Origin of the sequence: Luteibacter sp. Sphag1AF (assembly GCF_014192715.1) — a bacterium.
Taxonomy (GTDB): Bacteria; Pseudomonadota; Gammaproteobacteria; order Xanthomonadales; family Rhodanobacteraceae; genus Luteibacter.
Genome location: NZ_JACHYH010000002.1, coordinates 268,759 through 281,075 on the forward strand (window position 1 = coordinate 268,759; position 12,317 = coordinate 281,075).

Consider the following 12,317-nt stretch of genomic DNA (forward strand, 5'->3'; position numbering starts at 1 on the left):
TTTAGTTACATCAGTGACTGTTACATCAGTGACGGCGGCGGAAGTCCTGCATGAACGCGATCAATGCGTCCACGGCCTCCTCCGGCACGGCGTTGTACAGCGACGCACGCAGGCCACCGAGGGCCTTGTGGCCCTTCAGCGCCATGAGGCCCGCATCGGCAGATTCCTGTACAAAAAGCGCGTCGAGCGCGCTGTCGTGGATGCCGAAACGCACATTCATGCGCGAGCGCGCCGGAACAGCGACGGGCGCGCTGTAATAGCCGTCCGAACCGTCGATGGCGTCGTAAAGCTTCTGCGCCTTGATGCGATTGCGCTCGCCCATCGCGACCACGCCACCCTGCTCTTTCAGCCACTGGAACGTCAGGCCGGCGAGATACCAGCCCCAGGTGTTGGGCGTGTTGAGCATCGAATCGTTGGCCGCGTGCTCGGCGTAGCGGAAAATTTTCGCCATCGGGCGGCCGGGGCGCGCCAGCAGGTCGTCACGGACAATCATGATCACCAGCCCGGACGGGCCGATGTTTTTCTGCGCACCCGCGTAGATCAGGCCGAAGCGCGACACGTCGATGGGGGCGGACAGAATGTCCGAGGACATGTCAGCCACCAGCGGCACGTTGCCGACGTCCGGGATGTCGCGCATCTCGATGCCGTGGATCGTCTCGTTGGTGGTGATGTGCACATAGGACGCCGCAGGATTCAGATCCCACGAGGCGCGCGGCGGCACGTCCACATAGCCGCCATCGGCCGAACTGGCTGCCACGCGGGCCGTGACGTATGGCGAGGCCTCGCGCACGGCTTTTTCGCCCCAGTGGCCTGTCACCACATAATCGGCGCTGGCGCCTTCGGCAGCCAGGTTCATCGGAATCTGCGCAAAATGCTGGGTGGCGCCCCCTTGAAGGAATAGCACGCGGTAGCCGTCCGGGATGCCCATCAGGTCGCGGAGGTCCTGCTCAGCGCGTGCGGCCAGTTCCATGAAGGCCTTGCCGCGATGGGAAAGCTCCATCACCGAGGCGCCGCCCCCGTTCCAGTCAAGAAGTTCGCTCTGTGCGCGACGGAGTACCGCTTCGGGGATTGCTGCCGGTCCCGCGCTGAAATTCCAGGCCCTGCTCACTGCTTCACACTCCGGATGTTGGGTGGATGACGCTCTAGAAATGAACGAACAACACGACGGCAATGCCCAGCGCCAGCAGGGCTGCCGTAAGAATCAGCCACCAGACTTCACCACGGGGACCGGCGGCGTCTTCGGGCAGCACTTCGGGCTCGGGCGCGGGCGCCGGAACAATGACGGGCTCGGCCGACCAGCCGGGTCCATCCAGCACGAAACGATGAGCCCCGACCCCGATCTGGTCGCCCGGCTGCAGGCTGGCCTGAACCACGCGCACGCCGTTCAGCCGTAATGCGTGACGGGCGGGCACGCGGGAACCGTCCAGCCGAAGGGCGCCATCGTGCCAGTAGATCGAAAGGACGGCGGCGTCTCCCTGAGGCAGCTCCAGGGGCCATGCGCTATGCGGGGCGCCCAGTTCCAGGCGGTCTCCCACCGGCAGCGTGCGACCGGACAGTGGCCCCGCCACCGGGCGCAGCGCCACCGTGCAGTGGGCGTCGGTTGCGGGAATGAGTTCGCGCTGCTCGATGTCGTCGTCATCGCGGATCAGCATGCGGCAGTCACCGATGCTCAGGCTGTCGCCTGCTCGCAGCAGAGCCCGCTCACGAACAGGACGCGCGTTGACATAAACGCGACCGACCGAAGGCGCCACCTCAAGGGTGAGCCCGCGGCGATCTTTCAGAATGCTGACGTGATGAGCCGCCACCTGCGGCTCGGCGACCACCAGGTCGTTGCCATCGGCGCGCCCGAGCCTGAGCACGGGCTGCGACCAATGGAAGTCACCGCGGGCCGAGCTGACGAATTCGATGCGCATGGATGAACCGTGTCGATAACAATTGGACTCTAGCAGAGCATCGCGCCCCGGTGCAGCGGCTTTTGATGCATTGCGGTATCGCAGAGCCACGCCCGTCGGGGTTAGACTTGCCGGTCCAACCTGCCCCACTGCAAAGGACACCCCATGGCCCGTATCGACATCCGCCGCCCGCACTCGCTCAGCGTCGCCGATGCTCGCGCCGTGGTGGAAAAGGTGGCCGACCGCATGCGTGAGAAGTTCGGCACCGAAAGCCAGTGGACCGGCGACACGCTGACCTTCCAGCGCTCCGGGGTAAAAGGTGCCATCGCCGTGGCCCCGGCAGACGTTCATGTGACGGCCGAACTGGGCATGCTGCTCTCCCCCCTGAAGGGCACCATCGAGGACGAAATCCGCCGCAAGCTGGACGAGCATTTCGCCTGATCTGGCGTGGGTTTAACCTCGGGGCGTTCCGTGGCATAATAGCGGGCTTATACGGCCATTCCGGCCGTGCATCCGACCCGGAACACATGGCAAAAGACGACGTCATCGAAATGGAAGGCACGGTTAATGAAACCCTGCCCAACACCATGTTCCGCGTGCAGCTCGAGAACGGGCACGTCATCACTGCCCATATCTCTGGCCGCATGCGCAAGCATTACATCCGTATCCTCACGGGCGATAAGGTCAAGATCGAAATGACCCCTTACGACCTGTCGAAGGGCCGGATCACCTACCGCATGAAGTAATACCGACCCGGGATTCGCCCGACGCAGCCCGGCTGCGCGCGATCCCGCTCCGATGAGAGGCCGCGCCTTGCGCGGCCTTTTTGCGTGCCTGAAATCCGGCCTCCTGCTCGCCTGGGGCGAAAAAAAGGGCCGCGCTCACGCGCGGCCCTTTCTTCACATCCGATCCGGCCTTACACGACAGCCGGCAGGTGCTCTGACGACTCGGTTTCGACGTGCAATTCGCCGTCCAGCACGCTGAGGGTAACCTTGCCACCCTCGGACAGCTTGCCAAACAGCAGCTCGTCGGCCAGTGCGCGCTTCACCTTGTCCTGAATCACGCGGGACATCGGGCGGGCGCCCATCTGCGGGTCAAAACCGTGCTCGGCCAGCCAGCGGCGGGCTTCGGCGGTCACATCCACACTGACCTTTTTGTCGGACAGCTGTGCTTCCAGCTCGATCAGGAACTTGTCCACAACGCGCAGGATGTGGTCGAAATCCAGTGCATTGAACTGGATAACGGCGTCCAGACGGTTGCGGAACTCCGGTGTGAACATCCGGCGGATGGTCTCCATCGCGTCCGGCGCGTGGTTCTGCTTCACGAAACCGATGCCACGACGCGATGCCAGCTGCGCGCCCGCATTCGTCGTCATCACCACGATCACGTTCTTGAAGTTGGCTTCCCGACCGTTGGTGTCGGTGAGCACGCCACGATCCATGACCTGCAACAGGATGTTGTAGACATCCGGGTGAGCCTTCTCGATTTCGTCCAGCAGCAGCACGCAATGCGGATGCTTGGTGATCTGCTCGGTCAGCAGGCCACCCTGGTCAAAGCCCACGTAGCCCGGAGGCGCACCGACCAGCCGCGACACGGAATGCGCCTCCATGTACTCGGACATGTCGAAGCGGACCATCTCGATGCCAAGCTGCATTGCCAGCTGACGGGTCACTTCCGTCTTGCCGACGCCCGTGGGGCCAGCGAGCAGGAAGCTGCCGATCGGCTTGGCAGGATCGCCCAGACCGGAGCGGGCCATCTTGATCGACGAGGCCAGTGCTTCAATCGCCGCATCCTGACCGAACACCACCATCTTGAGGTTGCGCTCAAGATTGCGCAGCACGTCCCGATCCGACGCAGACACCTGCTTGGCGGGAATGCGGGCCATCTTGGCAACGATGTACTCGATCTCCGGCACATCGACCTTGCCGGTGCGCTCTTCCTCAGGCAGCAGGCGCTGACGGGCGCCCGCTTCGTCGATGACGTCGATGGCCTTGTCCGGCAGCAGGCGGTCGGGGATGTGCTTGACCGACAGATCCACCGCAGCACGCAACGCCTCGGCGGTGTACTCCACCGAGTGATGGTCTTCGAAGCGGCTCTTCAGGCCACGCAGGATCTCGATGCTGTCGGCCACGGTGGGCTCGACCACGTCGATCTTCTGGAAGCGGCGAGCCAGGGCGCGGTCCTTCTCAAACACGCCGCGGAATTCCTGGAACGTGGTGGAACCGATGCAGCGCAGCTCACCGGAGGCCAGCATAGGCTTGATGAGGTTGGACGCGTCCATCGTGCCGCCCGACGCCGAACCCGCACCGATGATGGTGTGGATTTCGTCGATGAACAGGATGGAGTTCGGCTGCTTCTTGAGTTGCGCGATAACCGCCTTCAGGCGCTTTTCAAAGTCGCCACGGTATTTCGTGCCGGCCACGAGGGCGCCCAGATCCAGCGACCAGATGGTGCAGTCTTCCAGCACCTCGGGCACCTGGCCTTCGACGATGCGCTTGGCCAGACCTTCAGCCAGCGCGGTTTTGCCCACGCCCGCCTCACCCACATAAAGCGGGTTGTTCTTGCGGCGGCGGCAAAGCACCTGGATGGTGCGCTCCACTTCGTCCTGACGACCGATCAGCGGATCAATCTTGCCCTGCAGGGCCAGCTCGTTGAGGTTGCTGGCGTACTCGCTGAGCGGATTGCCCTTGCCCTCGCCACCCTCCTCACCTTCGCGCTCGGCACTGGGTGCCGCAGCGGCGCTTTCGTCGCCGATCTTCGCGATGCCATGGGAGATGTAGTTGACGACGTCCAGCCTCGTAATTTCCTGCTGATGCAGGAAGTACACGGCATGGGAGTCTTTTTCGCCGAAAATGGCCACCAGCACGTTGGCACCGGTGACTTCTTTGCGGCCCGAGGACTGCACGTGATAAACCGCTCGCTGCAACACGCGCTGGAAACCCAGCGTGGGCTGCGTATCGCGCTCATCCCCGGCCGGCAGCACCGGAACGGTTTCCGCGATGATTCGCTGGAGATCGGCCGACAGACGCGGCAGGTCGACCCCACAGGCGCGCAGGGCTGCCAGGGCCGAGCTGTTCTCGGTCAGGGCGAGCAAAAGGTGCTCCACGGTCATGAATTCGTGGCGCTGTTCGCGGGCCTGCTTGTAGCAGTGCCCGATGGTGACTTCGAGATCCTTGCTGAACATACGGACCGTCTCCGTTTAGCGTTGGCGGCGGGGGTGACCCCTTCTAGTGCCGCATGACGTTCAGATGGGGCGCCACCTACATCTTTTCCATAGTGCACAACAAAGGGTGTTGATGAGAACGTGAGTATTCATTTACCTGAGTGACCTTGGTTTCGGCCACTTCCCGGGTGAATACCCCGCAGACACCCTTTCCACGTGTGTGGACGTGCAGCATGACTTGAACGGCACGCTCCTGATCCATGCCGAAGAAACCACGAAGCACCTCTATCACGAAGTCCATGGGGGTGAAATCGTCGTTCAGCAGTACAACCTGGAACAGCGGCGGGCGGGCAACCTCCGGGCGGGAGATTTCGACTGCCAGCCCATGTTCGTGGCTTTGCTCGTGTTCGTTTTCATGTTCGTGGGACATCGATAGCCAACCTGAATGCGCGATTCGATTATATACACCCGCTTGCGCGGGCACGGCAGCGTTGAATCGCCAAGGTGATGGCACAATAACCGCTTTTCCAGTCTTGCTTCGGTCATTTACATGTCTCCCGCCAACAACCAGGACACATCCGTGTGGTGCCCGCGCGTGACTGTAGCTTGCGTCATCGCACAGGGTGACCGCTATCTGATGGTTGAGGAGGATGTCCTCGGCCGTGTGGCCTATAACCAACCGGCGGGCCACCTCGATCCGGGCGAAACGCTGGCGTCCGCGGCGGTGCGCGAAGCCATGGAAGAGACCGGCTGGCGCGTGGAGCTGGATTGCCTGGTGGGCGTGACGCAGTGGCTCAGCCCCGAGCACGGCGAGCAGGTACTGCGCTTCTCATTTGCAGGCCGGGCCGTGGAACACGATCCGGAGCGCACACTGGACGACGGCATCCGCCGCGCAGTCTGGCTGCGGCGCGATGAAATCGCCGCGCTGGGCGACCGCCTGCGCAGCCCGCTGATCCTACAGAGCATCGACGCGTGGCTGGACGGCGTGCGCCTGCCACTGAGCACGGTGGGCAGCCTCTTGCCCGGAGTTGTCGCGTGAAAGTGATTCTTGGCATCTCCGGCGGCGTGGATTCCTCCGTCGCCGCCATTCTGCTGAAGGAAGCCGGCCACGACGTGGAAGGCATGTTCATGCAGAACTGGGAAGAAGACGACCGCAACGGCCCCTGCACGGCCGACACCGACCGCAAGGATGCCGTGGCAGTCTGTGGCCGCCTGGGCATTCCCTTCCATGCCCGCAATTTCGCCAGTGAATACTGGGATGGCGTGTTTGCCTATTTTCTTGCCGAATACGCCGCAGGACGCACGCCCAACCCGGACGTGCTGTGCAATCGCGAAATCAAGTTCAAGACCTTCCTGGAGCACGCGCAGGCGCTGGGCGCCGAGAAAATCGCCACGGGCCACTATGCGCGAGTGGATTTTCACGAAGGCCGTTACCGCCTGCTTCGCGCCGTGGATGCCGCCAAGGATCAAAGCTATTTCCTGCACGCGCTGGGCCAGAACCAGCTTGCCGCCACGCTCTTTCCTGTGGGCGAAATCGAAAAGCCTGTCGTCCGTGAGATGGCCCGGGCAGCCGAACTGCCCACGCACGCAAAGAAAGATTCCACCGGCATCTGCTTCATCGGGGAGCGCGACTTCCGCAGCTTCCTCGCGCAGTACCTGCCGGCGCGTCCGGGACAGATGCTGTCGCCCGAGGGCGAAGTCATCGGCGAGCATCAGGGTGTGATGTATTACACGCTGGGCCAGCGCAACGGCCTGGGCATTGGCGGCCGACGCGACATGTCCGGCCACGCCTGGTATGTCGTGGGCAAAGACGTCGAAAAGAACATCCTCTACGTGGCACAGGGTGGCGAGAACGCCTGGCTTCACTCCACCCGCCTGCACGCCACCGACGCACACTGGATCGCGGGCCAGCCCCCGGGCATGAGCTTCCGCTGCACCGCCAAAACCCGCTACCGGCAGGCCGATCAGGCCTGCACAGTGACGGTACACGGCAACACCCTCGATATCGTGTTTGATGACGCCCAGCGCGCCGTGACACCGGGCCAGTCCGTGGTGCTCTACGACGGCCAGGAGTGCCTGGGTGGTGGCGTGATTGCCGCAACCGATGCACCCTACGGCGGGCTGACCGCCCCGTGACCCCCATCCCCCTTCCGCTTGACAGGCTGTACCGATGAACGAAGAACGCGTCCTCGCACTCGCGGGGGTCTTTCAGGGCGCCGCCCTCGCCCAGCAGCTGGCCTCTGACGGCCGCTGCGACGAGGCAGCCATGGAGGCAAGCCTTGCCAGCGTCTTCCGCATTGATGCCGACTCGGTGGCCGGGGTATACGGCAACGTCACTGGGGTGCGCAAAGGCCTGCGCTCGCTGGTAGGGCAGTTCGAAGACCAGACCCGCGATGTGGCCGTCATGCGCATGGCCATCACCGTATTGCGCCTGGAGCGCAGCCTGTCGCGCCACCGTGCGCTGCTGGACAAATTGCACGAAGGCATCGTCGGCGCGCAGCGTCAGGTGGAACACTTCGGCCTCACTCATCCGAATGTCACGGCCCGTCTTGCCGAGCTGTACTCATCCACGTTGTCGACACTGAAGCCGCGCATCATGGTCACGGGCACGCCCGCTCAGTTGCAACAGAAAGTGGTGGTTGACCGCGTCCGTGCTGCCCTGCTGGCAGCCGTGCGCTCGGCCGTGCTGTGGCATCAGCTGGGCGGCCGCCAGTGGCAGCTGCTGATTTATCGCAAGCAGTGCAGCATGCTGGCTCGCGGCCTGCTGACGGGCGCCACGCTGGACGACGGGGGCTGATCGCCCCTCAGGCGGCCATCAGCCCGGGAATATGCCGGGCCAGGTCACGCAGCCAGTCGGCGAAGGCGTGCATGTCGTCCTGCCAGGGCGACGCGCTGCGCCAGTAAAGGGCGATATGCCGCCCCGGACACGAGCCTTCCACGGCCGTCAGCACCACGTTGGGAATGGAGCCCAGCCGCTCGCGCGCCAGGATGGGCACCAGCGAATATCCGCCACGCAGCGCCACCAGCGTGGCGAGGCTTTCCAGGCTGAGATCCTGAATCCTCTCGGGATTGGCGGCCGCCTCGGCACCCAGATCGGCTGATGCCTGACCGTGGCTTTCCGCCATCAGCGTGGCGTCTGCCGGATCCAGCTCGCTCATGGCCACCTGTGCACGGGATGCCAGTGGGTGGCCGCCGTGAAGCATCAGTTCATAGGGCTCGAAGAACAGCGTGGCTGACTCGATGCCGTTGACCGGCGTGGTCGGTGGCGCCAGTACGGCGTCAAGCTCCCCCTCGTGCAGGCGGCGCAGCAAGCCGCGCGGCTTGCCTTCGGAAATGGTGAGGCGAGCGCCGGGAAAGCGCTGCGGGAATGGCTCGATGAAGTGCGGCAACAGATAGGGCCCCAGGGTCGACGGCACGCCCAGGCGAAGCTCCCCGCCAAATGCGCGCGCACCCGCGCGAGCGCCCTGCTCCAGCAACTGGGCAGCGGCCAGCACATCGTCAATGCGGGCCAGCAATCGCTGACCGCTGGCCGTGGGCGCAACCCTCCGCCCGCCACGCTCGAACAGCGGCACACCGAGGGCCTGTTCCACTTTCTGCACCTGATGGGACAAGCCCGAAGGACTGATATGCATGGCGCGCGCAGCGCTGTTGAAACTGCCCTGCCGTGCCACTGCCTGAACCAGCGCCAGGTCGCGCAGCGACACGGCCGAGAGGGCCATCGAAATCATCGAACGCTGCATGCCGTCAAAAGCGTTTGCACCCATCGCCTGCCCATTCCATCCTTTCGGCGCCGAAATCGGGCGACGATACGTCGTAAGCCCGCATTCTACCGCGACAACACGGTCCCCGCGCTCGCCGCGGGCCGTGGTTTTGCGCGATAATCACGGCTTTGACGGCGCCCCACACAGGCGCCGGACGCCTCCCCAGCAAAGATCGTTCACGCCAGGAGTACCGCATGAAAGACTCGTTCTCAGTCCGAGACACTATTGAAGTCAACGGCAAGCGCCACAGCATCGCCAGCCTGGCCAAGTTCGGCGAGCGCTTCGACCTGAAGCGTCTCCCCTACTCCATGAAGATCCTGCTGGAGAACCTGCTGCGCCACGAGGACGGCGTCAACGTCACGGCGAAGGAAATCGAAGCCGTTGCCAAGTGGGACGCGAAGGCCGAGCCGGATATCGAAATCTCCTTCATGCCGGCGCGCGTGGTCCTTCAGGACTTCACGGGCGTTCCCTGCATCGTCGATCTGGCCGCCATGCGCGACGCCGTGACGAAGCTCGGCGGCAATCCGGACAAGATCAACCCGCTGGCTCCCGCCGAACTGGTCATCGACCACTCGGTGCAGGTGGATGCCTTCGGTTCGTCCAGCGCACTGGAAACCAACGTCCGGATCGAATTCGAGCGCAACCAGGAGCGTTACTCGTTCCTGCGCTGGGGCCAGAAGGCGTTCAACAACTTCAAGGTGGTGCCGCCGCGCACGGGCATCGTTCACCAGGTGAACCTTGAGCATCTCGCCCGCGTGGTGTTCACGGCCGACAAGGCTGATGGTTCCTGGGCATACCCGGACACCGTGTTCGGCACCGACTCGCACACCACGATGATCAACGGCATCGGCGTGCTGGGCTGGGGCGTGGGCGGTATCGAGGCAGAAGCCGCGATGCTCGGTCAGCCGTCGTCCATGCTGATCCCCCAGGTCGTCGGTTTTGAACTGAAGGGCAAGCTCGGCGAAGGCGTCACCGCCACCGACCTGGTCCTTACCGTGACCCAGATGCTGCGCAAGCTCGGCGTCGTCGGCAAGTTTGTGGAGTTCTTCGGCGAAGGCCTTGCTGCCCTCCCGCTGGCCGACCGCGCGACCATCGCCAACATGGCTCCGGAATACGGTGCTACCTGCGGCATCTTCCCGATCGACCAGGAGTCGCTGAACTACCTGCACCTGTCCGGTCGCGACGAGAACGAAATCAAGCTCGTTGAAGCCTATGCCAAGGCCCAGGGCCTGTGGCACGACGCCAACACGCCGCACGCCGAATTCACCACCACGCTGTCGCTGGACCTCGCTGACGTGCGCCCGTCGCTCGCCGGCCCGAAGCGTCCGCAGGACCGCGTGCTGCTGGAAGGCGTGCAGCAGAGCTTCCTCGATGCCGTGGGTCCGCTCACCGCCAGCCGCAAGCCGAAGAACGGCGACGTTGCCAGCTTCAACAATGAAGGCGGCGGCACCGCTGTCGGCAACGAAGCCAACGCTGTCAGCAGCGAAGGCGTACTGGTCGAGAAGGACGGCAAGAGCTTCCGCATCAACGATGGCTCGGTCGTCATTGCCGCCATCACCTCGTGCACCAACACGTCCAACCCCGCCGTGATGCTGGCGGCCGGTCTCGTGGCCAAGAAGGCGGCCGCTCTCGGCCTGACCTCCAAGCCGTGGGTCAAGCCGTCGCTTGGGCCGGGTTCGCTGGTCGTGACCGAATACCTCAAGAAGACGGGCCTGCTCACCGAACTGGAGAAGGTCGGCTTCTACGTCGTGGGTTATGGCTGCACCACCTGCATCGGCAACTCCGGCCCGCTGCCGGTCGAAATCAGCAAGGGCATCGCTGATGGCGACCTGGCCGTTGCCTCGGTGCTGTCGGGCAACCGCAACTTTGAAGGCCGCGTGCATCCGGAAGTGAAGATGAACTACCTGGCTTCGCCGCCGCTGGTGGTTGCTTACGCGCTGGCCGGTACACTCGACATCGACCTGACCACCCAGCCGCTGGGCACGGGCAGCAATGGTCAGCCGGTGTTCCTCAAGGACATCTGGCCGTCCAACAAGGAAGTGTCCGACACCATCGCGGGCGCCATCAATCCGCAGATGTTCAAGGACAGCTACGCCGACGTCTTCAAGGGCGACAGCGCATGGAACCAGATTGCTTCGCCCGATGGCGACACGTACAAGTGGGACGACTCCACCTACATCAAGAACCCGCCTTACTTCGACGGCATGTCCGCCGAAGCCGGCACCATTGAAGACATCCACGGCGCACGCGCCATGGGCATCTTCGGTGACTCGATCACCACCGACCACATCTCGCCGGCCGGCTCGATCAAGAAGGACTCCCCGGCGGGTCGCTTCCTGATCTCCAAGGGCGTGGAGCCGAAGGACTTCAATTCCTACGGTTCGCGGCGCGGTAACGACGATGTGATGGTGCGCGGCACCTTCGCCAACATCCGCATCAAGAACCTGATGCTCAATGGCGTGGAAGGCGGCTACACCAAGTACGTGCCGACCGGCGAAGAAATGGCCATCTACGATGCCGCCATGAAGTACAAGGCCGACGGTACGCCGCTGGTCGTGCTGGCAGGCAAGGAATACGGCACCGGTTCGTCGCGTGACTGGGCTGCCAAGGGCACGCTGCTCCTGGGCGTCAAGGCCGTAATCACCGAAAGCTTCGAGCGCATCCATCGCTCCAACCTGGTCGGCATGGGCGTGCTGCCCTGCCAGTTCCAGGAAGGCGAGAATGCACAGACGCTCGGCCTCAACGGCGACGAAGTATTCGACATCACCGGCCTGAACGGCGGCGAGTCGAAGACCGCCACCGTCACCGCGACGCGCGCTGACGGCTCGGTCAAGACCTTCACCGTCAAGGTGCTGCTGCTGACCCCGAAGGAACGCGAGTTCTTCCGCCACGGCGGCATCCTGCAGTACGTGCTTCGCCAGCTGGCCAAGGCGTAACTTTCAGGTTGTTCGGATGAGAAGCCGCCCCGGGAGACCGGGGCGGCTTTTTTGTGGCTGCGTTGATGAATGCCTGCAAACGAAGACCTACAGCGCCTTTTCCCACGTCGCCGAATAACACCGCCAGTCACCACCCTCCTTGCGCCACGCCGACTCCACGCGCCACACACCCGCTTGCTCAGGCAGCACACCGATGCCTGCCGTCAGCGTCACGGTAAACGTCGCCACCAGACGCTCACCCCGAACATCCGTCGCAATCGGCCCGACAAGCGCATGCACCGACTGTCCCCGCAATCGCAGAACTCTCAGAAGATTCTGAAGCCCCTGCCTGTCCAGCGTGCCGTGATTCCCCTCGAAGTCATCCGACAGCGATGCCACCGTATCCGCTGGATGTCCTGCTTCGGCCGCCGCCGCTGCGGCAGCAACCGCTTCGCGGACACGCTCCTCGTCAGGTTTATGCCTGCATCCGGCAACACTTGCCGCCAGCAATAAAACCAGCATCAACCACAATTTCGCCATGCCATCATTCCCCTTCAATCTCACGCTGCAATGCGGCTTGCCGCTG

General features: G+C 63.7%; 12 protein-coding genes. 6 read left to right on the forward strand and 6 right to left on the reverse strand.

Annotated elements, in window-relative coordinates; translation table 11 throughout:
- Positions 1-25: 25 nt before the first annotated feature.
- The gene (serC, locus tag FHW69_RS08190) at positions 26-1,108 is read right to left on the reverse strand and encodes a 3-phosphoserine/phosphohydroxythreonine transaminase (RefSeq protein WP_183422554.1); all 1,083 of its coding nucleotides are present in this window, start codon (positions 1,106-1,108) and stop codon (positions 26-28) included.
- Between the two features lie 34 nt (positions 1,109-1,142).
- Positions 1,143-1,913: an FHA domain-containing protein gene (locus tag FHW69_RS08195; protein WP_183422555.1), complete on the reverse strand. Its 771-nt coding sequence runs from the start codon at positions 1,911-1,913 to the stop codon at positions 1,143-1,145.
- Positions 1,914-2,057: 144 nt separating this feature from the next.
- Here FHW69_RS08195 and FHW69_RS08200 point away from each other — a divergent pair, with 144 nt between their 5' ends.
- The gene (locus FHW69_RS08200) at positions 2,058-2,333 is read left to right on the forward strand and encodes a polyhydroxyalkanoic acid system family protein (protein WP_183422556.1); all 276 of its coding nucleotides are present in this window, start codon (positions 2,058-2,060) and stop codon (positions 2,331-2,333) included.
- Between the two features lie 86 nt (positions 2,334-2,419).
- Positions 2,420-2,638: a translation initiation factor IF-1 gene (infA, locus tag FHW69_RS08205; RefSeq protein ID WP_183422557.1), complete on the forward strand. Its 219-nt coding sequence runs from the start codon at positions 2,420-2,422 to the stop codon at positions 2,636-2,638.
- 170 nt (positions 2,639-2,808) lie between these two features.
- Here the strand turns inward: infA and clpA are convergent, their stop codons facing one another.
- A complete protein-coding gene (gene clpA / locus FHW69_RS08210; protein ID WP_183422558.1) occupies positions 2,809-5,076 on the reverse strand; it encodes an ATP-dependent Clp protease ATP-binding subunit ClpA in 2,268 nt (755 codons plus the stop codon).
- A gap of 76 nt (positions 5,077-5,152) precedes the next feature.
- Positions 5,153-5,485 carry an ATP-dependent Clp protease adapter ClpS gene (clpS, locus tag FHW69_RS08215; RefSeq protein ID WP_183422559.1) on the reverse strand — a complete coding sequence of 111 codons (333 nt, stop codon included), beginning with the start codon at positions 5,483-5,485 and terminating at the stop codon, positions 5,153-5,155.
- A gap of 120 nt (positions 5,486-5,605) precedes the next feature.
- On the opposite strand from clpS, the gene FHW69_RS08220 reads away from it, so the two are divergent.
- Genes FHW69_RS08220 through hflD form a run of 3 tightly spaced genes read left to right on the forward strand, consistent with a single transcriptional unit; the run spans position 5,606 to position 7,852 of the window.
- Entirely contained in the window at positions 5,606-6,094 is a 489-nt protein-coding gene (locus FHW69_RS08220; RefSeq protein ID WP_183422560.1) for an NUDIX hydrolase, read from the forward strand.
- Positions 6,091-7,191: a tRNA 2-thiouridine(34) synthase MnmA gene (gene mnmA, locus FHW69_RS08225; RefSeq protein ID WP_183422561.1), complete on the forward strand. Its 1,101-nt coding sequence runs from the start codon at positions 6,091-6,093 to the stop codon at positions 7,189-7,191. The genes FHW69_RS08220 and mnmA overlap by 4 nt, the downstream gene beginning before the upstream one ends.
- A 34-nt stretch (positions 7,192-7,225) precedes the next feature.
- On the forward strand, positions 7,226-7,852 hold the full coding sequence (gene hflD, locus FHW69_RS08230; protein WP_183422562.1) for a high frequency lysogenization protein HflD: 627 nt from the start codon (positions 7,226-7,228) through the stop codon (positions 7,850-7,852).
- Positions 7,853-7,859: 7 nt separating this feature from the next.
- Here the strand turns inward: hflD and FHW69_RS08235 are convergent, their stop codons facing one another.
- Positions 7,860-8,795, reverse strand: a complete 936-nt coding sequence (locus FHW69_RS08235) for a LysR family transcriptional regulator (protein ID WP_183422804.1) — start codon at positions 8,793-8,795, stop codon at positions 7,860-7,862.
- Positions 8,796-9,010: 215 nt separating this feature from the next.
- Here FHW69_RS08235 and acnA point away from each other — a divergent pair, with 215 nt between their 5' ends.
- Positions 9,011-11,752 (forward strand): aconitate hydratase AcnA, encoded by a 2,742-nt coding sequence (acnA, locus tag FHW69_RS08240; protein WP_183422563.1) that lies wholly within the window; start codon positions 9,011-9,013, stop codon positions 11,750-11,752.
- Between the two features lie 87 nt (positions 11,753-11,839).
- Here the strand turns inward: acnA and FHW69_RS08245 are convergent, their stop codons facing one another.
- Positions 11,840-12,271, reverse strand: a complete 432-nt coding sequence (locus FHW69_RS08245; protein ID WP_183422564.1) for a hypothetical protein — start codon at positions 12,269-12,271, stop codon at positions 11,840-11,842.
- Positions 12,272-12,317: the final 46 nt, after the last annotated feature.

Bases quoted from the DNA above. Each gene is read 5' to 3' on its own strand.
- FHW69_RS08195 (WP_183422555.1), bottom strand. From the start codon at position 1,913: ATGCGCATCGAATTCGTCAGCTCGGCCCGCGGTGACTTCCATTGGTCG.
- FHW69_RS08200 (WP_183422556.1), top strand. From the start codon at position 2,058: ATGGCCCGTATCGACATCCGCCGCCCGCACTCGCTCAGCGTCGCCGAT.
- infA (WP_183422557.1), top strand. From the start codon at position 2,420: ATGGCAAAAGACGACGTCATCGAAATGGAAGGCACGGTTAATGAAACC.
- clpA (WP_183422558.1), bottom strand. From the start codon at position 5,076: ATGTTCAGCAAGGATCTCGAAGTCACCATCGGGCACTGCTACAAGCAG.
- clpS (WP_183422559.1), bottom strand. From the start codon at position 5,485: ATGTCCCACGAACATGAAAACGAACACGAGCAAAGCCACGAACATGGG.
- FHW69_RS08220 (WP_183422560.1), top strand. From the start codon at position 5,606: ATGTCTCCCGCCAACAACCAGGACACATCCGTGTGGTGCCCGCGCGTG.
- hflD (WP_183422562.1), top strand. From the start codon at position 7,226: ATGAACGAAGAACGCGTCCTCGCACTCGCGGGGGTCTTTCAGGGCGCC.
- FHW69_RS08235 (WP_183422804.1), bottom strand. From the start codon at position 8,795: ATGCAGCGTTCGATGATTTCGATGGCCCTCTCGGCCGTGTCGCTGCGC.
- acnA (WP_183422563.1), top strand. From the start codon at position 9,011: ATGAAAGACTCGTTCTCAGTCCGAGACACTATTGAAGTCAACGGCAAG.
- FHW69_RS08245 (WP_183422564.1), bottom strand. From the start codon at position 12,271: ATGGCGAAATTGTGGTTGATGCTGGTTTTATTGCTGGCGGCAAGTGTT.